This window comes from Georgenia sp. Marseille-Q6866 (assembly GCF_965111665.1).
In genome coordinates this window covers 173,675-196,765 of record NZ_CBCOOR010000003.1, presented here as the reverse complement: position 1 = coordinate 196,765, position 23,091 = coordinate 173,675, and the positions used below count along the sequence as shown (strand labels likewise).

At 73.5% G+C, this 23,091-nt stretch carries 24 protein-coding genes, 1 tRNA gene and 1 pseudogene; 20 read left to right on the top strand and 6 right to left on the bottom strand.

Features of this window, described 5'->3' with window-relative positions:
• Positions 1–39 precede the first annotated feature (39 nt).
• Positions 40–630, top strand: coding sequence for a TetR/AcrR family transcriptional regulator (locus ACWPXV_RS04230; RefSeq protein ID WP_454084048.1), 591 nt, complete (start codon positions 40–42; stop codon positions 628–630).
• A 29-nt stretch (positions 631–659) separates the two neighbouring features.
• Here the strand turns inward: ACWPXV_RS04230 and ACWPXV_RS04225 are convergent.
• Positions 660–732: transfer RNA gene (locus ACWPXV_RS04225), tRNA-Arg, on the bottom strand.
• Positions 733–894: 162 nt separating this feature from the next.
• On the opposite strand from ACWPXV_RS04225, the gene ACWPXV_RS04220 reads away from it, so the two are divergent.
• The 6 genes from ACWPXV_RS04220 (at position 895) to thrB (ending at position 8,287) form a co-directional block, all read left to right on the top strand.
• Positions 895–1,779, top strand: coding sequence for a hypothetical protein (locus ACWPXV_RS04220; protein ID WP_454084047.1), 885 nt, complete (start codon positions 895–897; stop codon positions 1,777–1,779).
• 42 nt (positions 1,780–1,821) lie between these two features.
• A complete protein-coding gene (gene argS / locus ACWPXV_RS04215; protein WP_454084046.1) occupies positions 1,822–3,471 on the top strand; it encodes an arginine--tRNA ligase in 1,650 nt (549 codons plus the stop codon).
• Positions 3,468–4,838 (top strand): diaminopimelate decarboxylase, encoded by a 1,371-nt coding sequence (gene lysA / locus ACWPXV_RS04210; protein ID WP_454084045.1) that lies wholly within the window; start codon positions 3,468–3,470, stop codon positions 4,836–4,838. The genes argS and lysA overlap by 4 nt, the downstream gene beginning before the upstream one ends.
• Before the next feature lie 172 nt (positions 4,839–5,010).
• The gene (locus ACWPXV_RS04205; protein WP_454084044.1) at positions 5,011–6,312 is read left to right on the top strand and encodes a homoserine dehydrogenase; all 1,302 of its coding nucleotides are present in this window, start codon (positions 5,011–5,013) and stop codon (positions 6,310–6,312) included.
• Positions 6,312–7,388 (top strand): threonine synthase, encoded by a 1,077-nt coding sequence (gene thrC, locus ACWPXV_RS04200; protein WP_454084043.1) that lies wholly within the window; start codon positions 6,312–6,314, stop codon positions 7,386–7,388. The genes ACWPXV_RS04205 and thrC overlap by 1 nt, the downstream gene beginning before the upstream one ends.
• A gap of 2 nt (positions 7,389–7,390) precedes the next feature.
• Positions 7,391–8,287, top strand: coding sequence for a homoserine kinase (gene thrB / locus ACWPXV_RS04195; RefSeq protein ID WP_454084042.1), 897 nt, complete (start codon positions 7,391–7,393; stop codon positions 8,285–8,287).
• 18 nt (positions 8,288–8,305) lie between these two features.
• On the opposite strand, the gene ACWPXV_RS04190 is transcribed toward thrB, so the two are convergent.
• From ACWPXV_RS04190 to ACWPXV_RS04175, 4 genes are read right to left on the bottom strand one after another with little or no spacing between them, the layout of a single operon-like run.
• A complete protein-coding gene (locus ACWPXV_RS04190; RefSeq protein ID WP_454084041.1) occupies positions 8,306–8,914 on the bottom strand; it encodes a hypothetical protein in 609 nt (202 codons plus the stop codon).
• Positions 8,911–10,635 (bottom strand): hypothetical protein, encoded by a 1,725-nt coding sequence (locus tag ACWPXV_RS04185; protein ID WP_454084040.1) that lies wholly within the window; start codon positions 10,633–10,635, stop codon positions 8,911–8,913. The genes ACWPXV_RS04190 and ACWPXV_RS04185 overlap by 4 nt, the downstream gene beginning before the upstream one ends.
• Positions 10,632–10,940, bottom strand: a complete 309-nt coding sequence (locus tag ACWPXV_RS04180; RefSeq protein WP_454084039.1) for a hypothetical protein — start codon at positions 10,938–10,940, stop codon at positions 10,632–10,634. The genes ACWPXV_RS04185 and ACWPXV_RS04180 overlap by 4 nt, the downstream gene beginning before the upstream one ends.
• On the bottom strand, positions 10,937–11,206 hold the full coding sequence (locus ACWPXV_RS04175) for a hypothetical protein (RefSeq protein WP_454084038.1): 270 nt from the start codon (positions 11,204–11,206) through the stop codon (positions 10,937–10,939). The genes ACWPXV_RS04180 and ACWPXV_RS04175 overlap by 4 nt, the downstream gene beginning before the upstream one ends.
• A gap of 42 nt (positions 11,207–11,248) precedes the next feature.
• Here ACWPXV_RS04175 and ACWPXV_RS04170 point away from each other — a divergent pair.
• From ACWPXV_RS04170 to prmC, 5 genes and pseudogenes are all read left to right on the top strand, one after another.
• Positions 11,249–11,629: pseudogene (locus ACWPXV_RS04170) on the top strand (hypothetical protein); the annotation flags it as partial.
• Between the two features lie 211 nt (positions 11,630–11,840).
• Positions 11,841–13,520, top strand: coding sequence for a transcription termination factor Rho (gene rho / locus ACWPXV_RS04165; RefSeq protein WP_454084037.1), 1,680 nt, complete (start codon positions 11,841–11,843; stop codon positions 13,518–13,520).
• Positions 13,521–13,652: 132 nt separating this feature from the next.
• Positions 13,653–13,862: a 50S ribosomal protein L31 gene (gene rpmE / locus ACWPXV_RS04160; RefSeq protein ID WP_251303824.1), complete on the top strand. Its 210-nt coding sequence runs from the start codon at positions 13,653–13,655 to the stop codon at positions 13,860–13,862.
• Positions 13,863–14,007: 145 nt separating this feature from the next.
• Complete coding sequence (prfA, locus tag ACWPXV_RS04155; protein ID WP_454084036.1) at positions 14,008–15,099, top strand: peptide chain release factor 1; 1,092 nt, start codon at positions 14,008–14,010, stop codon at positions 15,097–15,099.
• Entirely contained in the window at positions 15,092–15,946 is an 855-nt protein-coding gene (gene prmC, locus ACWPXV_RS04150) for a peptide chain release factor N(5)-glutamine methyltransferase (RefSeq protein WP_454084035.1), read from the top strand. The genes prfA and prmC overlap by 8 nt, the downstream gene beginning before the upstream one ends.
• Here prmC and ACWPXV_RS04145 read toward each other — a convergent pair.
• On the bottom strand, positions 15,906–16,268 hold the full coding sequence (locus tag ACWPXV_RS04145) for a VanZ family protein (RefSeq protein WP_454084034.1): 363 nt from the start codon (positions 16,266–16,268) through the stop codon (positions 15,906–15,908). The genes prmC and ACWPXV_RS04145 overlap by 41 nt on opposite strands.
• Before the next feature lie 51 nt (positions 16,269–16,319).
• Between ACWPXV_RS04145 and ACWPXV_RS04140 the strand changes: the two genes are divergently transcribed.
• The 8 genes from ACWPXV_RS04140 (at position 16,320) to atpA (ending at position 23,090) form a co-directional block, all read left to right on the top strand.
• Positions 16,320–17,012: an L-threonylcarbamoyladenylate synthase gene (locus tag ACWPXV_RS04140; RefSeq protein WP_454084033.1), complete on the top strand. Its 693-nt coding sequence runs from the start codon at positions 16,320–16,322 to the stop codon at positions 17,010–17,012.
• A complete protein-coding gene (locus ACWPXV_RS04135; RefSeq protein WP_454084032.1) occupies positions 17,009–18,121 on the top strand; it encodes an MraY family glycosyltransferase in 1,113 nt (370 codons plus the stop codon). The genes ACWPXV_RS04140 and ACWPXV_RS04135 overlap by 4 nt, the downstream gene beginning before the upstream one ends.
• Positions 18,118–18,552 (top strand): hypothetical protein, encoded by a 435-nt coding sequence (locus ACWPXV_RS04130; RefSeq protein ID WP_454084031.1) that lies wholly within the window; start codon positions 18,118–18,120, stop codon positions 18,550–18,552. Before ACWPXV_RS04135 ends, ACWPXV_RS04130 begins: the two co-directional genes overlap by 4 nt.
• Positions 18,553–18,902: 350 nt before the next feature.
• Positions 18,903–19,706: a F0F1 ATP synthase subunit A gene (atpB, locus tag ACWPXV_RS04125; RefSeq protein ID WP_454084109.1), complete on the top strand. Its 804-nt coding sequence runs from the start codon at positions 18,903–18,905 to the stop codon at positions 19,704–19,706.
• A 91-nt stretch (positions 19,707–19,797) separates the two neighbouring features.
• Entirely contained in the window at positions 19,798–20,001 is a 204-nt protein-coding gene (gene atpE / locus ACWPXV_RS04120; RefSeq protein WP_110851925.1) for an ATP synthase F0 subunit C, read from the top strand.
• On the top strand, positions 20,001–20,582 hold the full coding sequence (locus tag ACWPXV_RS04115) for a F0F1 ATP synthase subunit B (protein ID WP_454084030.1): 582 nt from the start codon (positions 20,001–20,003) through the stop codon (positions 20,580–20,582). Before atpE ends, ACWPXV_RS04115 begins: the two co-directional genes overlap by 1 nt.
• Positions 20,582–21,397 (top strand): F0F1 ATP synthase subunit delta, encoded by an 816-nt coding sequence (locus tag ACWPXV_RS04110; protein ID WP_454084029.1) that lies wholly within the window; start codon positions 20,582–20,584, stop codon positions 21,395–21,397. Before ACWPXV_RS04115 ends, ACWPXV_RS04110 begins: the two co-directional genes overlap by 1 nt.
• A gap of 58 nt (positions 21,398–21,455) precedes the next feature.
• Entirely contained in the window at positions 21,456–23,090 is a 1,635-nt protein-coding gene (atpA, locus tag ACWPXV_RS04105) for a F0F1 ATP synthase subunit alpha (protein ID WP_454084028.1), read from the top strand.
• The last annotated feature ends 1 nt before the right edge of the window (position 23,091 follow it).

The window sequence follows — 23,091 nt, the reverse complement described above, 5'->3', positions numbered from 1 at the left end:
CAGCCCCTGCCGGACGGCGGGGTGGTGCACAATGTGGCGATGACCCTCCACGAGTCGCACACCGACCCGCGCACGCGGCGCACGCTGGCGCTCCTGGAGCGTGCCATGACCACCCTCCTCGAGGACCAGTCGATCAGCGAGATCAACGTCTCCGAGCTGTGCCGGGTGGCCGGCATCCACCGGACGACCTTCTACAAGCACTTCTCGTCGGTCGCCGAGTTCGCCGGCTACATGTACTCGTCCCTCATCAACGACCTCGCCTCGGTGGACGTCGCGAGCCTGCCGGAGGGCATGGGCGGGGTCGCCGAGACCTACGGCGCCGCCCTGGCGGGGATGCTCGACCACATCGCCGGCAACCGGCCCACGTACCGTCGCCTCTTCGCCAGCGACGGCGACCACCAGTTCCAGCGCATCGTCGCCGACGCCCTGGCCGAGCGGGCCCTGGACGCCCACCGCCGGCTCGCCGAGCGGGGCAGGGTCATCGACATCGACGAGATGACGGCGGCCCAGATGGTCGGCGCCGCGTGCGCGGCGGCGGTCGGGGTGTGGGCGGCACAGGAGACGACCGACTCCGCCGCCCGCTCGCGGGAGATCATGTCGGCCCTGCCGCGGTGGTGGGCCCCGGCCTGAGCCGGGCGCCCGCGTCCGGGCAGCATGAGTGCCCCCGACTGGACTCGAACCAGCGACCTTCTGCTCCGGAGGCAGACGCTCTATCCACTGAGCTACAGGGGCACGACGCTCGGCGATGCTATCAGGGGCGGCGGGCCATCCTGACATCGGCCGGACGTGGCGCCCGCCACGTCCGGCGGGTGTGGGGAGACAGGGGGAGGATGAGGTCCTAGGGTGGACGCCGCACTTCCCAGGCGTTCCCGCGCCGGACGTGAAGGAGACGACATGAGCCAGCAGCCGCCCACGGGCCCGACGCCCGAACCGTCCGACGACGACGCCCCCCGCACCCCCGACGAGGGCGACGGCTTCGCGCGCTCGCCCTACGACGCGCCGCACACCCCGCCCGCGGACACGACCGCCGCCTACTCGGCCGCGAGCTACGGCCAGGCACCCGACCCCGGCCGCACGATCTACTCCGACGCGAGCACCACCGAGCCGGAGCCGGAGCCCGAGCCCGAGGGCGGGCGCCCTCGCTGGGTGCTGCCCACCGTCATCGCCGTCGTCGTCCTCCTCGTGGCCGGCGGCATCGCCGCGGCGCTACTCCTGGGCGGGGACGACGAAGACCCGGCACCCGCGACCTCACCGACCCCGACGGCGGAGGCGACGACCACGCCGGGGGAGACCGAGGAGCCCACGGAGCCGGCCACGACCGAGGAGCCGACCGACGAGCCGGAGCCGAGCGCCACGACGGAGGAGCCCACCGAGGAGCCCGCCTCCGAGCTGCTCGCCGACCTCGACGAGACCGTCTCCGTCGGCGACCTCACCTTCGAGCTCTCCGAGGAGGGCTTCACCCCCGACGACCGTGTCAACGGCGCGGTCGAGGCCTACCGCGGCACCTACGAGAGCGGCGACGAGACCATCGAGATGCGGGCGACCCTGTGGCCCGACAACGAGGCCGCCGACGCCTTCGCCGCCGAGATGGTCGAGGCCGTCGACGGCGAGCAGGTCGACACCGGTGACACCTACACCAACGAGACCGGAACCTTCTGGGCCTTCTTCCTCGAGGACGAGCGCGGCCGCTACATCTGGACGACCGACCGCGGCCACGTCCTGCAGATCACCGGCAGCGCCGACTACGTGAGCCAGTTCTACGCCAGCCTGCCGCTGTAGCCCGCGCGCCGGAGGGGATCGCGGCGCTTGTACCCTGGTTCGGTGACTCCGACCGAACTCGCCGCGCTCATCCGCTCCTGCCTCCTCGACGCCGTCGCCGACGGCACCCTGGCCCTCTCCGCCGAGGAGATCGGCGAGGTCAAGGTCGAGCGGCCGCGACAGCGGGAGCACGGGGACTGGGCGACCAACGTCGCGATGCAGCTGGCGAAGAAGGCCGGCACCAACCCCCGTGCCCTCGCCGAGCTGCTCGCCGAGCGCCTCGGCGGCGCGGCGGGGGTGGCGGAGGCCTCGGTGGCGGGTCCCGGCTTCCTCAACATCCGCCTCGAGGCCGGTGCCGCCGGTGAGCTCGCACGCTCGATCGTCGAGACGGGGGAGGCCTACGGCCGCAACGAGGCGCTCGCCGGCCACGCCGTCAACCTCGAGTTCGTCTCGGCCAACCCCACCGGCCCCCTCCACATCGGCCACACCCGGTGGGCGGCGCTCGGCGACGCCCTCGTCCGGCTGCTCCGCGCCTCCGGCGCCGACGTGACGCCGGAGTACTACATCAACGACGCCGGTGCCCAGATGGACAAGTTCGGTGCCTCGGTCCTCGCCCGGGCCGCCGGCACCGAGGTCCCCGAGGACGGGTACCGCGGCGAGTACGTCACCCAGCTCGCCCAGAAGGTCCTCGCCCAGCGCCCCGACCTCCTCGAGCTGCCCGAGGACGAGGCCGTCGCCGTCGCCCGGGAGACCGGCTACCGGCTCCAGCTGGGCGAGATCCAGGAGGTCCTCGCCGAGTTCGAGGTGCACTTCGACGTCTACTTCTCCGAGCGCGAGCTCCACGGCAGCGGCGCCGTCGAGACCGCCGTCGCCCGCCTGCGCGAGCAGGGGCACGTCTTCGACGCCGACGGCGCCGTCTGGCTGCGCACCACCGACTTCGGTGACGACAAGGACCGCGTCCTCATCCGCGCCGACGGCACCCCGACGTACTTCGCCGCGGACGCCGCGTACTACCTGTCGAAGAAGGACCGCGGCTTCCCCGAGAAGATCTACCTCCTCGGCGCCGACCACCACGGCTACGTCAACCGGCTCAAGGCGATCGCCGCCTGCGCGGGCGACGACCCCGAGGTCAACATCGAGGTCCTCATCGGCCAGCTCGTGTCCGTCGCCGGGGCGCGGCTGAGCAAGCGCGCCGGCAACATCATCGAGCTGAGCGACCTCATCGAGTGGATCGGCACCGACCCGGTCCGCTACACCCTCGCGCGCTTCCCCGCGGACTCCCCGCTGAGCCTGGACGGGGAGAAGCTGCGCGAGAAGAACATGGACAACCCCGTCTACTACGTCCAGTACGCGCACGCCCGCATCCGCAACGTCAGCCGCAACGCGGAGCAGCACGGCGTCCGCCGCGAGGACGCCTTCGACCCCACGCTCATCGGCAGCGAGGCGGACAGCGTCCTCCTCGGGCACCTCGCCGGCTTCCCCGAGCTCGTCGCCCGCGCCGCCCGGCTGCGCGAGCCGCACCGCGTGGCCCGCTACCTCGAGGACCTCGCCGCGGCCTACCACCGCTGGTACGACCAGAGCCGGGTCTCCCCGCGCGGCGACGACCCCGTCGAGGACGTCCACCGCACGCGGCTGTGGCTCAACGACGCCACTGGCCAGGTCATCGCCAACGGCCTGCGCCTCCTCGGTGTCTCCGCCCCGGAGCGCATGTGAACGCCCCGACGACGGCGCCCGAGCCGTCGGCCGCTGACCCGCGCACCCCGTGGTCGGGCTCCGTCCGCCGCACCGCCGACGGCAGCCTCGAGGTCGGCGGCCTGGACGTGCGTGACATCGCGGCTGAGCACCGCACCCCCGTCTACGTCCTCGACGAGGCGGACCTGCGCGGGCGCGCCCGCGCCTTCGTCACCGCCTTCACCGAGGCCTTCGCCGATCTCGCCGGCGCGGACGTCTACTACGCGAGCAAGGCCTTCGCCTCCGTGGCCGTGGACCGCTGGGTGGCCGAGGAGGGCATGCACGTGGACGTGTCCACCGGCGGCGAGCTCGCCGTGGCGCTGCGCGCCGGCGTGCCGGGAGACAGGATCGCGCTGCACGGCAACAACAAGTCCGACGCCGAGCTCGAGCGGGCGCTGCGCGCCGGGGTGGGACGCGTCGTCGTCGACTCCCTCGGCGAGATCGAGCACCTCGCCGACCTCGCCGGCGAGCTCGACCTGCCCGCGCCCGTCATGGTGCGGGTGACCACCGGCGTCCACGCCGGCGGCCACGACTTCATCGCCACCGCCCACGAGGACCAGAAGTTCGGGCTGTCCCTCACGAGCGGCGCCGCCCGCGCCGCCGTCGACGCCGTCCTCGCCCGCCCCGAGCTCACGCTCCTGGGCCTGCACTCCCACATCGGCTCCCAGATCCTCGACCTGTCCGGCTTCGAGGTCGCCGCCGGCGCGCTCCTGCGCCTGCGCGCCGAGGTGGCCGCCGAGACCGGCACTCTCATGCCCGAGGTCGACCTCGGCGGCGGCTACGGCATCTCCTACACCGGCGCCGACCTCCCGCCCACGCCCGCGCAGATCGCCCCCGCGCTCGCCGACGTCGTGCGCCGCCTGTCCGCCGAGCTCGCCACCCCGCCCCCGCGGGTGTCGGTCGAGCCGGGGCGCGCCGTCGTCGGCCCGGCCGGGCTCACCCTGTACCGGGTCGGCACGGTCAAGCCGGTGACGACGGAGGACGGCACCGAGCGCCGCTACGTCTCCGTGGACGGCGGGATGAGCGACAACATCCGCACCGCCCTCTACGACGCCGCCTACACCGCCGCCGTCGCGAGCCGCCGCAGCGAGGCACCCGCCGTCGCCTCCCGAGTCGTGGGCAAGCACTGCGAGAGCGGGGACATCGTCGTGCGTGACGTCCTGCTGCCGGACGACGTCACGTCCGGTGACCTCCTCGCCGTGCCCGCCACCGGTGCCTACGGGCGCTCGATGGCCTCGAACTACAACCTGCTCCCGCGCCCGGGCGTGCTCGCCGTGCGCGACGGGCAGGCGCGCTACGTCGTGCGGCCCGAGACCGAGGACGACCTCCTCGCCCTCGACGTCGGCTGACGCACGTCCCCCGCCGCACCCCGTGGTGCGCCGACAGCCGGATCCTCCGCCGGAGGAATCCGGCTGTCGGCGAAGGGGTGTGGCGCGGGGGCTGACAGCACGTGGACGGGTGGGCGGGCGCTGCCTGCGTCGCCCGTATCCTGACCGCGGCACCGAGGAAGAGGAGTAGTCGATGAGTGAGCGGGCGCTGCGCGTCGCCGTGCTCGGGTGCGGGACCGTGGGGACCGAGGTGGTGCGGCTGCTGACCGAGCAGGCCGACGACCTCACCGCGCGGACCGGGGCCCGGCTCGAGGTCGTGGGCATCGCGGTGCGGGACACCACCGTGCCCCGTGCCGACGTCGTCGACACCCGGCTGCTCACCACCGACGCGTCCGGCCTCGTCCGCGACGCGGACCTCGTCATCGAGCTCATGGGTGGCATCGAGCCCGCCCGCAGCCTCGTCCTCGAGGCGATCGAGGCCGGCGCGGGAGTCGTCACCGCGAACAAGGCCCTGCTCGCCGCCCACGGCCCCGAGCTCTACGAGGCCGCCGAGGAGCGCGGGGTCGACCTGTACTTCGAGGCCGCCGTCGCCGGCGCCGTCCCCGTCGTGCGCGGGGTGCGTGAGTCCTTCGCCGGGGACCACGTGCGCCGCGTCGTCGGCATCGTCAACGGCACGACGAACTTCATCCTCGACGAGATGACCTCCCGCGGCGTCGGCTTCGGAGAGGCGCTCGCCGACGCGCAGGCCCTGGGCTACGCGGAGGCCGACCCCACCGCGGACATCGACGGCCACGACGCCGCCGCGAAGATCGCCATCCTCGCCTCCCTCGCCTTCCACACCCGGGTGAGCATCGACGACGTCCCCGTCGAGGGGATCCGCTACGTCACCGCCGCCGACGTCGAGGCCGCCACCCGCGGCCACCACGTCATCAAGCTGCTCGCCGTCGCCGAGCGGCGCACCACCGCGGCCGGGGAGGGCATCTCGGTGCGGGTCCACCCCGCGCTGCTGCCGCTCGAGCACCCGCTGGCCGCGGTCCACGGCGCCTACAACGCCGTCGTCGTCGACACCGAGGCCGCCGGCCGGCTCATGTTCTACGGGCAGGGTGCCGGCGGGGCGCCGACGGCGTCCGCCGTGCTCGGCGACGTCGTCGCGGCCGGGCGCAACCGCGTCTCCGGCGGGCGCGGCCCGGCCGAGTCCCGCTACGCCGACCTCCCGCTGCTCGGCGGCGACGAGGTGACGACCCAGTTCCAGCTGCGCCTCGAGGTCGCCGACGTGCCCGGCGTGCTCGCCCAGATCGCGGGCACCTTCGGTGAGAAGGGCCTGTCGATCATGACCGTGACGCAGGAGCAGGTGCACGCCGCCGACGGCGCCGCCGTGCTCGTCGTCGTCACGCACCGCGCCAGCGAGGCTGCGCTGGCAGCGACGGCGGACGCCGTCGCCCGTATTCCGTCGGTCAAGCGCGTGCTGGCCGTGACCAGGGTGGAGGACGTCTGATGGCGCACCAGTGGCGAGGCGTGATCACCGAGTACGCCGACCGGCTGCCGATCGAGCCGGGTGACCCCGTCGTCACCCTCGGCGAGGGCGGGACGCCGCTCGTCGCGGCGCCCGTGCTCAGCGAGCGCGTCGGCGCGCAGGTCCACGTCAAGGTCGAGGGCGCCAATCCCACCGGCTCCTTCAAGGACCGCGGCATGACGATGGCGATGTCGAAGGTGGCCGCGACGGACACCGAGATGGTCGTGTGCGCCTCCACCGGCAACACCTCTGCCTCCGCCGCCGCCTACGCGGTGCGCGCCGGCTTGCGCTGCGCCGTCGTCCTGCCCGCCGGGAAGATCGCCGCCGGCAAGCTCGCGCAGGCGATCGTCCACGGCGCCGAGCTCGTCGCCGTGGACGGCAACTTCGACGACTGCCTCACGATCGTCCGCTCGCTCGCCGAGGACTACCCCGTCGCGCTCGTCAACTCCGTCAACCCCTTCCGGCTGCAGGGCCAGAAGACGGCGGCCTTCGAGGTCGTCGACGCCCTCGGGGACGCCCCGGACATCCACGTCCTGCCCGTCGGCAACGCGGGCAACATCTCCGCCTACTGGATGGGCTACCGCGAGTACGCGACCGACGCCCCCGGCCTGCCGGCCCGGGCCACCCGTACCCCGCAGATGTGGGGCGTCCAGGCCGAGGGCGCCGCGCCCCTCGTCAAGGGCGCGCCCGTCGAGCACCCCGAGACTGTCGCGACGGCGATCCGCATCGGCAACCCGGCGTCCTGGACGCTGGCGGAGGCCGCGCGCGACGAGTCCGGCGGCTGGATCGACGCTGTGAGCGACGCGCAGATCCTCGACGCGCAGGCGCTGCTCGCCCGCGAGGTCGGCGTCTTCGTCGAGCCCGCGTCCGCGGCGAGCGTCGCCGGGCTGCTCCAGGCCGCCGAGCGGGGCCTCGTCCCCGCCGGCGCGACGATCGTGTGCACGGTGACCGGCAACGGTCTCAAGGACACCGCCACCGCCCTCGGCAACGCGGACATCGACCCCGAGGTCGTCGCGCCGCAGGCCGCCGCCACCGCGGCAGCGCTCGGGCTCGCGTGACGATGGGCCGGCTCGCGCACGACACGGTGCGGGTGCAGGTCCCCGCCACCAGCGCCAACCTCGGACCCGGCTTCGACGCGCTGGGCCTGGCGATCGACGTCGTCGACGACATCGCCGTGCGCGCGACGACCGGTCTCACCCACGTCACCGTCGCCGGCAGCGGCGCCGGCTCGCTGCCGGAGGGGGAGAACCACCTCGTCGTGCGCGCCATCCGCGCGGCGCTCGACCACGCCGGCGCCCCGCAGGCAGGCCTCGAGCTGCACTGCCACAACCGCATCCCGCACGGGCGCGGGCTGGGCTCCTCGGCGGCCGCCGTCGTCGGTGGGCTCGTCGCCGCCCGCGGGCTCGTCGCGGAGCCCGAGGCGCTCGACGACGACACGATCCTCGCGCTCGCCACCGAGTTCGAGGGGCACCCGGACAACGCGGCGCCCGCGATCCTCGGCGGCGCCACCGTCGCGTGGTCGCAGGACGGCCGCCCGCGCGCTGCCCGCCTGCGGGTGGGGGAGCACGTGCGTCCCACCGTCCTCGTCCCGCCGGGGGAGCTGCTCACCGGCACCGCCCGCTCGGTGCTGCCGCGGCAGGTGCCCCACGAGGACGGCGCCTTCAACGCCGGGCGGGCCGCGCTGCTCGTCCTCGCGCTCGCCGAGCGTCCCGACCTCCTTCTGCCCGCCACCGAGGACCGCCTCCACCAGCGTCAGCGCGCCGTCGTCATGGAGGAGTCGCTGCGCGTCATCGACACGCTGCGCGAGCTCGGGCTGCCGGCGGTCGTCTCCGGGGCCGGACCCAGCGTCCTCACGCTCACCCGCGCCGACGACGCCCACGTCGCGGCCTTCACCCGTCACGGCTGGCGGGTCCTCACGCCCGCCGTCACCCGCGGCGCCCGGCTCGTCACCGCCTGACGCGGCGCGCCGCCGGGCTCAGGGGCTCGTGCGGGGCGGGGTCGACTGCTCGACGAGCGCGTCGGGGGCCGCGCCGTTCCAGCACGCGGCGTCGGGCAGCATCGTGCGCGTGGTCTCCCACGGGTCGGCGCTCTCCTCGGCGAGCGGGACCGTGACCTCCACCGTCCGTGCGCCGTCGCGGGTGTCGAGCCGGGCGAGCGCGACGAAAGGGCCGCCGTCGGCGTCGAGCTCCTTGACCAGCGCCGTGCCCGCGCGGGTCGGCGCGCAGACCGAGTAGACGATCTGCCAGCCGTCGTCCGCCCACGGCCCGACGGCCTCCCGCAGCCAGCCCGCGGTGGCCTCCCAGCTCCGCTCGCGCAGCTCCTCGCTGCCGTAGAGCGTCGAACGGACCGTCCCGGGCAGGCACTGCGCGTCCGGCGCGCAGGAGCGCTCGCCGCCCTCGCGGACCTCGAGCGCGTCCACCGGCACCGCCGCCTCGACGGCCGCGAGACGGGCGGCGTCGACGTCCGCACCCGCCGTCGGCGACGGGGACGCGGTCGGGTCGGGGGAGGGGGACGGAGCGCTGTCGCAGCCACCGACGAGTACGGCGAGGAGAAGGGCCGCGGCGGCGCGGCGACGGGCGCTCACGGGAGGTAGTAGCCGTCGTGGACGAAGAAGCGGTCGTCGCCGAAGATGCTCTCGACCACCTCGGGCGGCAGGACACCGGCGGCCATGTCCTCGGCGCTGACGGTCCACACCCCGGTGTTCGGCTCGTAGACCTGGTAGCTGCCGTTCTCGTGCCCGACGACGAGCACCTGGTGGCCACCGTTGTTGTCCGGGTCGCCGGAGTCGCCGACGGTGACGGAGATGGCGACGGGCTGCCCGGCGTCGACGGTGCGGGTCATCTCGGCCAGCGACTCCGCGTCGTCGGGGGTGAGCGTGGTGCCCGTGACGGCCTCCGTGCCAGTGCGGACGCTGCCGGGCTCGTCCATCGGGTCGTCGCCCAGGCTCCACTGGAGGTCGGGGTCGCCCTGGTTGATGTAGTTGCGCGCCTCGACCTGGAGCAGCCGGAACCGCTCCGCCGGGGTCAGGCCCTGGAGGTCCGCGGGCGCGACGTTCTCGAGGACCTCGGGCCAGTACCCGTCGACCGGCTCACCGGTCGCGATGATGAGCGCGAGGAAGGGGTCGGTCTGGCTGGCGAGGAGGAGCAGGTCGGTGGACGCGCACGTGGGGCCCTCCTGGTCGTACTCCTCCCCGCCGACGTCGAGGACGTTGCCGCTGCCGGGGACGCCGGGCTCCGCGGCGCCCGCGGCACCGGCGAGGTCGAGGCCGGCGACCTCGGAGATGACTTCCCGGCCCTCCGGGGTGGCGGCCAGCGCCTTGAGGCGGCTCGCCAGCGCGAGCACGGCCGCCAGGGGCGCACCGGTGGCGAGCGCGGACATGACGAGCGCGGGGACGCGACCGTCCGCGCCGCCCGACATTGCCGCGAGCAGCTCCTCGCGCTCCTTGTCCGACAGGGAGTTCCACCGCTCGGTGAAGTGGGCCCACTCGGTGTCGGAGAGGATCGAGGCGTCGGGCTGGTCGGGGCTCGAGCTGTAGTGGGAGGTCATGAGGTCGAGCGGGGTGAAGCCCGCGGGCACCGGGGCGCCGCCGGCGATGACCCCGCCCACGCGGGCGTAGCCGTTGGCGTCCCCGAGCGCCACCTCCGTCGGCCCCACCATGTCCTGGAGGGCGCTGAGGGCGGTGCGGTAGTCGACGACGGCGGAGAACACCTCGCGCAGCGCCTCCAGCGCCGAGCCGGCGATCTCCCGCGCCGTGTCGAAGTCGTCGTGGAAGGGGGAGTCCCAGCCGAAGATGCCGTGCATGGCGCCGAAGTCGGGCACCTGGATGCCGGCGAGGGTCGACCTGCCGCCCTCGGCCCGGGTCTGCTCGGCGGTCTGGGCCTGGACGAGCTCGTCGAGGGCGTCCGCGTAGGTGGACAGGTGCTGGGCGACGAGCTCCTGGCCCTCCGCCTCCTGGCGGAGGCTGGTGAGTGTCGCGGAGATCGTCTCACCGACGGCCGTGCCGGTGACGCCGACGAGGCCGGCGGGCAGCGCGACGGAGGAGACCGCGGACAGGGAGTCGGCGGCGGACGCACAGCTGACCGCGTCGGAGCGGAAGCCGGCGACGACCTCGCGCAGCGCAGCGGGATCGGCGTCGAGCGTGGCGGACACGGCCGCGCACCCGCGCTCGGCGGCCGTCTGCGCGAGCCCGACGGCGTGGTCGAGGGTGTCGATCAGCGTCCCGGCATCGGCCTGGAGGGCGTCGAGCGCGTCGCCGCGGGCGGCCTCGGCGTCGTCGAGGCCCTCGAGGATCTCGGCGATGGTCATCGGGTGCCCCTCTCGGCGTCTGCCACCGGGACGGACGCCGTGCCGACGACCTCCTGGGCGTCGGCGACGGCGCGCAGCCACGCGCGGACCCCGGCGTCGTCGTCACCGGCGGCGAGGCGTGCGCGGATGCCGCCCGCGAGCAGCCGGGAGCCGTCGGGACGGGTGAGCATCTCGTCGCCCAGGCCCAGCACGGACGCGGCCCCGGCGGTCCGCACGACGGCGGCGACCTGCCGGGTCGCGGCCGGTGCGACCGCTGCGGCGTTGAGCCGGCGGGCGAGCTCGACCGCCTCGCGCGGGCCCGTCACGAGCCCTCCCCGGCCGCGGCGGTCGCGAGGGACTCGTCGACGGCGGTGAAGGTCTCCAGCGCGGCGACGAGGAAGTCGGCCAGCGCGGCGAGCGCGGCGTCCTGCGTGGTGAGCTCGGCGGCCCAGGTCGCCTCCGTCGTCGTCAGCACGGCGGAGAGCTCCTGCCCCGCGACGGCGGTGTCGGCGACCGCGCCGGCACGGGGTGTCAGGGTGATGCCCCTCAGGGCCGCGACGATCCGGTTGACCTCCTCGGCGTCGACCTCCACTGGCTGCCCCCTCCGGATCGGTTGTCATGACGTGTCGCCTGAATGATCGCCGGTGCTGCGGGAGCGGGGCAATGGGCAGAACTCCCCGGTCCCGGGGGCCGAGCAGTCCCCGCCTGCCGCGGAGGCCCGACTGCTACACTGGACGCGCCTCGGCGCCGTCGGGCTGTGATCCCATGTGGGTGTCCAGCCCCTGGGCCGTGGCACCCTCCCCCCGATCTCCTGCCGCGGTCTGCGGTCATGGTCGTGCGGAGTGATCACCCCCGGACGTCGTCCGGGCTTACCCGGCCTCAGGTCCTGGGGCCCGAGGGAAGGAACCTCGTGACAGAACAGCTTGACGCCACCACGGCCCCCGCCGGCGGTGGCTCGCTGAGCACCATGAAGCTGGCCGAGCTGCAGTCGCTCGCCGCCGGCATGGGACTCAAGGGGACCACCCGGATGCGCAAGAGCGACCTCGTCGCCGCCATCCGCGAGGCCCGCGGGGGCTCGAGCGGCGCCGGTGCCGCCGCGCCCGCCGCCCCGGCCCCCTCCGCGGCGCCGGCCGCCGAGGCCCCCGCCGCCCCTCCACCGACGCACCCGCCGCCGCGCCCGTCGCGGGCGCAGCCGGCGTGTCTCCGCCGAGGCCGGCCAGCCCCGCGTGGGCGGCGACACCGCCGAGCAGACCGCGCTCCCCGTGGCCGAGGCCGCGGACAGCGACGGCGAGCGGCAGCGCCCGCCCCGCCGCGAGCGTGCGCAGGCCGAGCAGCGCGAGCGTGCGCAGTCGGACCAGCGTGACGGTGCGCAGGCTGAGCAGCGTGACGGTGCGCCGACGGAGCAGCGCGAGCGTGCGCAGGCCGAGCAGCGTGACCGTGCGCAGGCTGAGCAGCGTGACCGTGCGCGGTCCGAGCGGCGCGAGCGTGCGCAGGCGGACCAGCAGGAGCAGCCCCCGGCGCGCCAGCAGCGTGAGCCCGTCGACCGCGAGCGCGCCGTCAAGGCCCTCGAGGCGATCGAGCTGCCCGCGCCGCGCGACGAGGTCGACGACCGCCGGGAGGACGCGCGCCGCGCCGACCAGCGCCGCGCCGTCGAGCCGGAGACCGACCGTACCGGTCGCAACCGCCGTCGCAACCGGGACCGCAACCGCAAGCGACGGCCCGGCACGACCGACATGCCCGGCTTCGACGAGCTCGAGGTCACCGAGGACGACGTCCTGCTCCCCGTGGCGGGCATCCTCGACATCCTCGACAACTACGCCTTCGTCCGAACGAGCGGCTACCTGCCCGGGCCCAACGACGTCTACGTCTCGCTCAACCAGGTGAAGAAGCACGGCCTGCGCCGCGGGGACGCCGTCACCGGCGCCGTCCGTCAGCCGCAGGACGAGCAGCAGCGCCAGAAGTTCAACGCGCTGGTCCGCCTCGACTCCGTCAACGGTGCCCCGGCCGACCGCGCGCGCCAGCGTCCGGAGTTCTCCAAGCTGACGCCGCTCTACCCCCAGGAGCCGCTGCGCCTGGAGACGGTCTCCTCCGCGATGACCGGCCGGATCGTCGACCTCGTCGCCCCGATCGGCAAGGGCCAGCGCGGCCTCATCGTCGCCCCGCCCAAGGCGGGCAAGACGATCGTCATGCAGCAGATGGCCAACGCGATCACGACGAACAACCCCGAGGTCCACCTCATGGTGGTGCTCGTGGACGAGCGGCCCGAAGAGGTCACCGACATGCAGCGCACGGTCAAGGGTGAGGTCATCGCCTCGACCTTCGACCGGCCGGCCTCGGACCACACGATCGTCGCGGAGCTCGCCATCGAGCGCGCCAAGCGTCTCGTCGAGCTGGGGCAGGACGTCGTCGTGCTCCTCGACTCGATCACCCGCCTGTCGCGCGCCTACAACCTCGCCGCCCCCGCCTCCGGCCGCATCCTGTCCGGCGGCGTGGACGCCTCGGCGCTGTACCCGCCCAAGCGCTTCTTCGGCGCGGCCCGCAACATCGAGAACGGCGGCTCGCTCACCATCGTCGCCTCCGCGCTCGTGGAGACCGGCTCGAAGATGGACGAGGTCATCTTCGAGGAGTTCAAGGGCACCGGGAACATGGAGCTGCGCCTGTCGCGGTCCCTGGCCGACAAGCGGATCTTCCCGGCGGTGGACGTCAACGCGTCCGGCACCCGCCGCGAGGAGCTGCTCCTGTCGCCCGAGGAGCTCAAGATCGTGTGGAAGCTGCGGCGCGTCATGAGCGCCCTGGACCAGCAGCAGGCGGTCGAGCTGCTCCTCGGCAAGATGCGCGAGACGCGCTCGAACGCCGAGTTCCTGCTCACCGTGCAGAAGACCACACCCGGGATGGGCAACGACTGACCCCACCGGCCCCCTGGCCGTGGGAAGATTTCTGCACGCCGCGGCGTTCTGGCACGATGGAACGTCGACTTCCGGTTCACGGCACGTACCGCGCGGGCCGACCCGGGAGCGAAGCACACCAAGGAGACACACATGAAGCAGGGCATCCACCCCGAGTACGTCACCACCATGGTGACGTGCACCTGTGGGAACACGTTCGAGACCCGCTCCACCGCCACCAGCGGCGAGATCCACGCTGACGTCTGCAGCGCCTGCCACCCGTTCTACACGGGCAAGCAGAAGATCCTCGACACCGGTGGTCGAGTCGCGCGCTTCGAGCAGCGGTACGGCAAGCGCAAGTAGTCGTCGTCCAGCGCCGGTGGGAACAGTCCCACCGGCGCTGTCGTCTGCCCACCCCCGCGCCCTCCGCATATGCGGGATCGGTACGGTGTCAGGGCGGGTGGGACCGCGTTTTTCCGACATATGCGAAGGGGTGGTGGGGGTCGGCATGAGTGAGGACTTCACGGCCGTCGAGCCGATGCTGGCCGAGCACGCCGAGATCGAGGCGGCCCTGGCGGACCCCGGCGTCCACGCGGACGCCGGCAAGGCCAAGCGGCTGGGGCGGCGCTACGCCGAGCTCAGCCGCGTCGTGTCCGCCTACACCGCCTGGCGCGCCGCCACCGACGACGCCGAGGCCGCGGCCGAGCTCGCCGAGGTGGACGAGTCCTTCGCCGCCGAGCTCCCGGCCCTCCGCAAGGCCGCCGACGACGCCGCCGAGCACCTGCGCGCCGTCCTCGTCCCGCAGGACCCCGACGACGGCCGCGACGTCATCCTCGAGATCAAGGCGGGGGAGGGCGGGGAGGAGTCCGCGCTCTTCGCCGGCGACCTCCTGCGCATGTACCTGCGCTACGCCGAGCGTCGCGGCTGGTCCACCCAGCTCATCAGCGCCACCGAGTCCGACCTTGGCGGCTACAAGGACGTCGCCGTCGCGGTGAAGTCCCGCGGCACCCTCGACGACCCCGCCGACGGCGTGTGGGCCAGCCTCAAGTACGAGGGCGGTGTCCACCGCGTCCAGCGCGTGCCCGTCACCGAGTCCCAGGGCCGCATCCACACCTCCGCGGCCGGCGTGCTCGTGCTGCCCGAGGTGGACGACCCCGGCGAGGTCGAGATCGACCAGAACGACCTCCGCATCGACGTCTACCGCTCCTCCGGGCCCGGTGGGCAGAGCGTCAACACGACCGACTCCGCCGTCCGCATCACCCACGTCCCCACCGGGATCGTCGTGTCGATGCAGAACGAGAAGTCCCAGCTGCAGAACCGCGAGCAGGCGATGCGCGTCCTGCGTGCGCGGCTCCTCGCCGCCCGCCAGCAGGAGGCCGACGCGGCCGCCTCCGCCACGCGCCGCTCCCAGGTGCGCACGGTCGACCGCTCCGAGCGGATCCGCACGTACAACTACCCCGAGAACCGGATCGCCGACCACCGCACCGGCTTCAAGGCCTACAACCTCGACCACGTGCTCGACGGCGACCTCGCGGCCGTCATCGCCTCCGCCGTCGAGCTGGACGCCGCCGAGCGGCTCGCTGCCGCCGCCCATGCCTGAGGCCGCCGTCGGCGTCTCCTGGCGCGAGGCCGTCCGCGGCGCACAGGCGCTGCTCGCCGAGGCCGGGGTGCCCTCGCCCGGCGTCGACGCGCGGTTCCTCGCCGAGCACGTCCTCGGCGGTCCGCTGGTGACCGCGGGACGGCCGAGCGGGGACCAGCTCGCCGCCTTCGCCGTCCTCGTCGACCGCCGCCGGCGCCGCGAGCCGCTCCAGCACCTCACCGGGGAGATGTTCTTCCGCCACCTGCGCCTCGTCAGCGAGCCCGGTGCCTTCGTCGTGCGGCCCGAGACCGAGCTCGTCGCCGAGGAGGCCATCGCCGCCGCCCGGCAGGTGAGCGCCCCACGCGTCGTCGACCTGTGCACCGGCTCCGGGGCGATCGCGCTCGCCGTCGCCACGGAGGTGCCGGCGTCCACCGTCTGGGCGGTCGAGCTGAGCCCGGAGGCGTTCGCCGTCGCCGCCCGGAACGTCGCCGACCTCGCGCCGCACGTCACGCTCGTCCCCGGCGACGCCGCGACGGCGCTGCCCGAGCTGGACGGCACGGTCGACGTCGTCGTCTCCAACCCGCCCTACGTGCCGCCGGACGCCGTCCCGCAGGACCCCGAGGTCCGCGACCACGACCCCGACCTCGCCCTCTACGGCGGCGGGGCCGACGGCCTGGAGGTGCCGCGCGCCGTCCTGCGCTCGGCGGCACGTCTGCTGCGCCCGGGCGGGACCGTCGTCATGGAGCACGCCGAGGTCCAGGCCGCCGCGGCTCGCGAGGCGTGCGCCGCGACAGGCGCGTTCACCGACGTCCGCACCGTGCGGGACCTCACCGGCCGGGACCGGATGGTCGTCGCCCGGCGCGTGTGACCAGCGCGGCCGCGGCCCACCCCAGGGCCACGCCGACGACGTCGGCGAGCGCGTCCCACGGGTCGCCCGAGCGCCCCGGCAGCAGGACGTGCTGGACGACCTCGCTCACCACCGCGTGCGCGAGCGCCAGCGGCACCACCCACCGCGCCGGCAGCCCGGCCCACAGCGCCGCGACGACGACGAGCGCGAAGACACCGACGTGCGCGACCTTGTCCGCGCCCGGGAAGAGGTCCGGACCGTCGCCCGGCACCCGCGGGACGTACAGCGCCGCGAGGTGGACGAGGATCGCGAGGGCGAGGACGGCCCGCCGGACGTGGGTCATGACCGGTGAGGATGTCATCCCTGCGCCGGTGCCCGTGGGAGGATCCGGTACGTGAGCGTGTACGACTGCACCCAGCCCGAGACCCGCGACGAGGGCATCGACGCCGCGGCCACCGCCCTCTCCGCCGGTGGCCTCGTGGTCCTGCCGACCGACACCGTGTACGGCATCGGCGCGGCCGCCTTCGACCCCGGCGCCGTCGCGGCCCTCCTCGCCGCCAAGGGCCGCGGACGCCAGAGCCCGCCGCCCGTCCTCGTCCCCGCGGCCGCCACGGTCGCGGGGCTGGCCACCGACGTACCGGCCGCCGTCCACACCCTCCTCGAGACCTTCTGGCCCGGACCGCTCACCGTCATCTGCCGCGCCCAGCCCACCCTCGCGTGGGACCTCGGCGACACCGGCGGCACCGTCGCCCTGCGCATGCCCGACGACGAGATCGCCCTGGCCCTCCTCACCCGGACCGGGCCGCTCGCCGTCTCCAGCGCCAACCGTCACGGCCGCCCCGCGGCGACGACCGTCCTCGAGGCCGCCACCGCGCTCGGTGACCGTGTCGAGGTCTACCTCGACGGCGGGCCCTCCCGCGGGGGAGTGGCCTCGACGATCATCGACGCGACCGGCCCCACGCTGCGCATCGTGCGCGCCGGGGCGCTGAGCCTGGACGAGCTCACCGCCGTCGTCCCGGAGATCACCGACGTCGAGCGGCCCGCCTCCGACGGCGACGGCGCGAAGGACGGTGCCGTCGGGCCGTGAGGGTCTACCTGCTCGTGATGCTCGTCGCGGCCGTCGTCACCTTCATCGCCACCCCCGTGGCGCTGCGGGTGGCCCGGCTGACGAACGCGCTGACCCCGGTCCGCGCCCGCGACGTCCACACGGTGCCCACCCCCCGGCTGGGCGGGCTGGCGATGCTCGCCGGCTTCGCGGTGGCGCTGCTCCTCGCCTCCCGCGTCCCCTTCCTCGACGGCGTCCTCGACTCCGGGCAGCCGTGGGCGATCCTCGGCGGCGCGGCGCTCGTCTGCCTCCTCGGCGTCGCCGACGACATCTGGGACCTCGACTGGATGACCAAGCTCGCGGGCCAGGTGCTCGCCGCGGGCCTCATCGCGTGGCAGGGCGTCCAGCTCATCACCTTCCCGGTCTTCGGTCTCACCATCGGCTCGGCGCGGCTGTCCCTCGTCGCGACCATCCTCGTCGTCGTCGTCGCGATGAACGCCGTGAACTTCGTCGACGGCCTCGACGGCCTCGCCGCGGGGATGATGGCGATCGGGGGGCTGGCCTTCTTCGGCTACACCTACCTCCTCACCCGGACGGAGACCCCGGGGGACTACTCGAACCTCGCGACGGTGCTCATCGCCGCCGTCGTCGGCACGTGTCTGGGCTTCCTCCCGCACAACTTCCACCCCGCGCGCATCTTCATGGGTGACTCCGGCTCGATGTTCCTCGGCCTCACCGTCGCGGCCGCGGCGATCACCGTGACCGGCCAGATCGACCCCGGCGGCGCCACCGTGGGCCAGCTGCTGCCCGCCTTCGTCCCGATCCTCCTGCCGGTGGCGGTCCTCCTGCTGCCGCTGCTCGACATGACGCTCGCGGTCCTGCGCCGGCTGCGCGCCGGGCAGTCACCCTTCAAGCCCGACCGCATGCACCTGCACCACCGCCTCCTCTCGTGGGGCCACAGCCACCGCCGTGCCGTCCTCGTCATGTACCTGTGGACCGCGGTCTTCTCGTTCAGTGCCGCCGCGCTCGTCGTCCTCGACGGCGGCACGGTGCTGGTCGCCAGCGGCGTCGCCGTCGTCCTCGCCCTGCTCGTCACCATCGGCAAGCTCCCCGGGCTGCGCCGTTCCCGCCACGCCAAGGAGTCCGCATGACCTCCCCGTCCCCCCTGCGCACGATGTTCCGCACCGCGCTGCGCCAGATGGCCATCCTTCTCGTGGTCCTCGGCGTCGGCAGCTGCGTCGTCGGCTACCTCGTGGCGGGCATGCCGGGACTGTGGGGAGGGGTGCTCGGCACGGGCCTCGTCGCCTTCTTCACGCTCACGACGGCGGTCGTCATGGTGGCGACGGCGGACCGGCCCCTGTACGTGGCCAGCGCCGCGCTCGTGGGGAGCTGGCTGGCGAAGGTCGTCGTCGTCTTCGTCGTCCTCCTCATCGTGCGGGGACGCGACTTCTACGACCCGATGGTCTTCTTCGCCACCCTGGTGCTCGCCATCCTCGGCTCCGTGGGGATCGAGATGTCGGCGGCGCTCAAGGCGCGCGTGCCGAACGTCGACCCCTCCGCCCGCCCGGACGACGGCGTCTGAGGCGTTCGCGCTGTGGCCTTGCTCACGGTGCGGGGGCCCGGGTGACGCGGGCTCGCGCGTGCCCAGAGGGGCCGCGCGACCGCCGGTGACACCGGGAGAGTGCGGGTGTGCCGCGGCGTACCCGGCGTGACCTGCACGGTGACCGGGCGCACGGTGCTGCGGCACCCCGGCGACCCCGCCGGCGGGGTCGCGGGACGAAGGTCCTCGGGCCTCCCGGCCGCCCGTGCGGGGTCCTGGGCGGTCCTGCGCATACGTTAGGCTTGAGCCGATCCTGACAACGCGGTCCTTCACCGCACATCCCGACCGACTCTTGGGGGTCCGCCCTGTCTGCCGCCGCGACTCTCCTCCCCCTGGCCGTGGGCGTCACGAGCGCCGCCGGTGAGGGCGAGGGCTTCCACGCCCCGACGCTGCAGGGCGAGTTCTTCCCCGGCGCGTTCCTCTTCGAGGGCACTCCGTTCGAGTTCAACCGCATCATGCTCGTGCGCGTCGTCGCCACGCTGCTTATCGTCTCCGTCTTCTGGCTCGCCGCCCGTCGCGCCCGGCTCGTGCCGGGACGCTTCCAGGGCGCGATCGAGATGGCCCTCGACTTCGTGCGGGTCAACATCGCCGAGGAGGTCCTCGGCAAGGAGAGCGGTCGGCGCGCCACGGCGCTGCTCACCGTGATCTTCTTCGGCGTCTTCGCCATGAACATCACCGGCGTCATCCCGTTCCTCAACATCGCGGGCTCCTCGGTGATCGGCGTGCCGCTCGTCTTCGCGGTCGTCGCCTACATCGGCTTCATCGTCGCCGGCGTGCGGTCCCAGGGTGCGGGCGGCTTCCTCAAGTCCTCGCTCTTCCCGCCGGGCGTGCCGAAGTTCCTCTACGTCATCCTCACGCCGATCGAGTTCCTCTCGACGTTCATCCTGCGGCCGATCACGCTGACGATCCGACTCCTCGCGAACATGCTCGTCGGCCACCTGCTGCTCGTGCTGTGCTTCGGCGCCACCCACTTCCTCTTCTTCGAGGCGGCCGGCGGGCTCAAGCTCCTCGGGTCGGTCACCCTGGCCGCCGGCTTCGCGTTCACGATCTTCGAGATCTTCATCGCGGCACTCCAGGCCTTCATCTTCACGCTCCTCACCGCTGTGTACATCCAGCTCTCCGAGGAAGCGCACTGACCTGATCGACGACCCGGTCATGAGGGCCGGGTCATCACCCAACGTGCCGGGCATGGGCCTGGGACAACAACGGAAGGAACACCCCGTGGAAATCACTGGTGACATCGCCACCATCGGTTACGGCCTCGCCACGATCGGCCCCGGTATCGGTCTGGGACTTCTCGTCGCCAAGACCCAGGAGGCCACGGCCCGTCAGCCCGAGGTTGCCGGTCCCCTCCGCGTCAACATGTTCATCGGTGCGGCCCTCGTCGAGGCGCTCGGCCTGATCGGCTTCGCCGCGGGCTTCGTGTTCTGATGATGGCAACGGCCCTGGTCCGGGCAGCGGGAGAGGATGCCAACCCGCTGATCCCGGCGGACTACGACATCATCTGGTCGCTCGTCTGCGTCGCGATCATCGCCTTCGCCTTCGTCAAGCTCATCCTCCCGGTCTTCACGCGCATCCTCGACGAGCGCACCGAGAAGATCGAGGGTGGTCTGAAGGCCGGCGAGAACGCGCGGGCCGAGGCCGAGGAGCTGCGCTCGGAGATCGAGCGCGAGCTCACCGAGGCGCGGGTCGAGGCGGCCCGTGTCCGCGAGCAGGCGCAGGAGGACGCGAAGGTCATCGCGGCCGACGTCCGGGCCCAGGCCCGCACGGACGCCGAGCGGATCGTCGAGAGCGCCCACCGGCAGATCGAGGCGGAGCGTCAGCAGGCCGCCGCGTCCCTGCGCACCGACATCGGTGCGCTGGCGACCACCCTCGCCGAGCGCATCGTCGGTGAGTCCCTGGCCGACGAGCAGCGTCGTCAGCGTGTCATCGACCGCTTCCTCGACGAGCTCGACTCCCAGACCGAGCTTGTCCCCGGCGGGGAGAAGGTCGGCGGGGCGACGGAGGCGTGATGCGAGCGAGCAGCCAGGCCGCACTGCGTGCGGCGAGCGAGCGGTGGGAGGTCGCCCTCCGCGAGGCGGGCGAGCGCGGGCGTGAGCTCGGCACCCAGCTCTTCGAGGTGACCGACACGCTGGCGTCCTCCGGCTCGCTGCGGCGGGCGCTGACGGACCCGGCACGGACCGGTGATGCCAAGGCGCGCCTCGTCGGCGCCCTGTTCGACGGCAAGGTCGCCCCCGAGGCGGTCGACCTGCTCGCCGGGATGGTCCGCTCGCGCTGGTCCGCGGACGAGGACCTCGGCGCTGCCGTCGAGGAGCTCGCCACCGCCTCGGTGCTGTCCGCCGCGCAGTCGCGCGGCGTGCTGCTCGAGGTCGAGGAGGAGCTCTTCCGCACCGAGCGGCTGCTCGCCTCCGACCGGGAGCTGCGCGCGGCCCTCGCCAACCGGGACTTCGCTCCCGAGCGACGAGCCGCCCTGATCGACTCCCTCATCGCCGAGCGCGCCAGTGCCGAGACCCGCCTCATCGTGCGGCGTCTCGTCACCACCCCGCGCGCCGGCTCGCTCGCCAGCGCGCTGCGGCGCGTGGGTGAGCTCGCCGCCGCCCGGCGTGACCGGGTCGTCGCGAACGTGACGGCGGCCTCGCCGCTCACCCAGGCGCAGGAGGCCCGGCTCGCCGAGATCCTCCAGCGCGCCTACGGCAGCGCCGTCCAGGTCAACGTGGGCGTCGACCCGCAGGTCCTGGGCGGGATGCGCATCCAGGTGGGCTCCGAGGTCATCGACGGCACCACGCTCACCCGCCTGCAGGACGCCCGACGCCGGTTCGCCGGCTGACCCACCCCCGCACCACTTGACGAACCGCGACCACAGTCGCCAAGGAGAAGGAACCGCAATGGCCGAGCTGACGATCAAGCCCGAGGAGATCAGGGCGGCGCTGGACAGCTTCGTCGACTCCTACCAGCCGACCGAGGCCGTGGGGGAGGAGGTCGGGCGCGTCACCGTCGCCGGTGACGGCATCGCGCGTGTCGAGGGTCTGCCCGGCACGATGGCGAACGAGCTGCTCCGCTTCGAGGACGGCACCCTGGGCCTCGCCCTCAACCTCGACGTCCGGGAGATCGGCGTCATCGTCCTCGGTGAGTTCACCGGGATCGAGGAGGGCCAGGCCGTGCACCGCACGGGCGAGGTGCTCTCCACCCCCGTGGGTGACAACTTCCTGGGCCGCGTCGTCGACCCGACCGGCAAGCCGATCGACGGGCTCGGCCCGATCGAGGCCGAGGCCATGCGCGCCCTGGAGCTCCAGGCGCCCGGCGTCATGCACCGCAAGAGCGTCCACGAGCCGCTCCAGACGGGCATGAAGGCCATCGACTCGATGATCCCGATCGGTCGCGGCCAGCGTCAGCTCATCATCGGCGACCGTGGCACCGGCAAGACCGCCATCGCCGTCGACACGATCCTCAACCAGAAGGCGAACTGGGACAGCGGCGACCCGACCAAGCAGGTCCGCTGCATCTACGTCGCCATCGGCCAGAAGGGCTCGACCATCGCCTCCGTGCGTGGCCGCCTCGAGGCGGCCGGCGCGCTGGAGTACACGACGATCGTCGCGGCCCCCGCGTCCGACCCGGCCGGCTTCAAGTACATCGCCCCCTACACCGGCTCGGCCATCGGCCAGCACTGGATGTACCAGGGCAAGCACGTCCTCATCGTCTTCGACGACCTGTCAAAGCAGGCCGAGGCCTACCGCGCCGTGTCGCTGCTCCTGCGCCGCCCGCCGGGCCGCGAGGCCTACCCGGGTGACGTCTTCTACCTGCACTCCCGTCTGCTCGAGCGCTGTGCGAAGCTCTCCGACGAGCTGGGCGCGGGCTCGATGACCGGTCTGCCGATCATCGAGACGAAGGCCAACGACGTGTCGGCCTACATCCCGACGAACGTCATCTCGATCACCGACGGCCAGATCTTCCTCCAGTCGGACCTCTTCAACTCCGACCAGCGCCCCGCCGTCGACGTCGGCATCTCGGTGTCCCGCGTCGGTGGTGACGCGCAGGTCAAGGCGATGAAGAAGGTCTCCGGCACGCTGAAGATCACCCTCGCGCAGTACCGCTCCATGGCGGCCTTCGCGATGTTCGCCTCGGACCTCGACCCGACCACGCGTCAGCAGCTGACCCGCGGCGAGAAGCTCATGGAGCTGCTCAAGCAGCCCCAGTACTCGCCCTACCCGGTCGAGGACCAGATCGCCTCCATCTGGGCCGGCACCAACGGCTACCTCGACGACGTCGAGACCAGCCAGGTCCGCCGCTTCGAGAAGGAGATGCTCGACCACCTCCGCCGCTCGACCGACGTCCTCCAGACGCTCGCGACGACCGGCAAGCTCGAGAAGGAGACCGAGGACGCGATGCGCTCCGGCATCGAGGAGTTCCGCAAGGGCTTCCTCGCCGGCGACGGCACGCTGTCCTCCGAGCCGGCCGCCCCCGAGGCCGACCCGCTGGTCGAGACCGAGCAGGAGCAGATCGTCGCCGAGAAGCGGGGCTGAG

Coding starts and splice junctions, on each gene's coding strand:
- ACWPXV_RS04230 (WP_454084048.1), top strand. CDS start 40: ATGACCCTCCACGAGTCGCACACCGACCCGCGCACGCGGCGCACGCTG.
- ACWPXV_RS04220 (WP_454084047.1), top strand. CDS start 895: ATGAGCCAGCAGCCGCCCACGGGCCCGACGCCCGAACCGTCCGACGAC.
- ACWPXV_RS04205 (WP_454084044.1), top strand. CDS start 5,011: ATGAGTGAGCGGGCGCTGCGCGTCGCCGTGCTCGGGTGCGGGACCGTG.
- thrC (WP_454084043.1), top strand. CDS start 6,312: ATGGCGCACCAGTGGCGAGGCGTGATCACCGAGTACGCCGACCGGCTG.
- thrB (WP_454084042.1), top strand. CDS start 7,391: ATGGGCCGGCTCGCGCACGACACGGTGCGGGTGCAGGTCCCCGCCACC.
- ACWPXV_RS04185 (WP_454084040.1), bottom strand. CDS start 10,635: ATGACCATCGCCGAGATCCTCGAGGGCCTCGACGACGCCGAGGCCGCC.
- rpmE (WP_251303824.1), top strand. CDS start 13,653: ATGAAGCAGGGCATCCACCCCGAGTACGTCACCACCATGGTGACGTGC.
- prfA (WP_454084036.1), top strand. CDS start 14,008: ATGAGTGAGGACTTCACGGCCGTCGAGCCGATGCTGGCCGAGCACGCC.
- prmC (WP_454084035.1), top strand. CDS start 15,092: ATGCCTGAGGCCGCCGTCGGCGTCTCCTGGCGCGAGGCCGTCCGCGGC.
- ACWPXV_RS04145 (WP_454084034.1), bottom strand. CDS start 16,268: ATGACCCACGTCCGGCGGGCCGTCCTCGCCCTCGCGATCCTCGTCCAC.
- ACWPXV_RS04130 (WP_454084031.1), top strand. CDS start 18,118: ATGACCTCCCCGTCCCCCCTGCGCACGATGTTCCGCACCGCGCTGCGC.
- ACWPXV_RS04115 (WP_454084030.1), top strand. CDS start 20,001: ATGATGGCAACGGCCCTGGTCCGGGCAGCGGGAGAGGATGCCAACCCG.
- ACWPXV_RS04110 (WP_454084029.1), top strand. CDS start 20,582: ATGCGAGCGAGCAGCCAGGCCGCACTGCGTGCGGCGAGCGAGCGGTGG.
- atpA (WP_454084028.1), top strand. CDS start 21,456: ATGGCCGAGCTGACGATCAAGCCCGAGGAGATCAGGGCGGCGCTGGAC.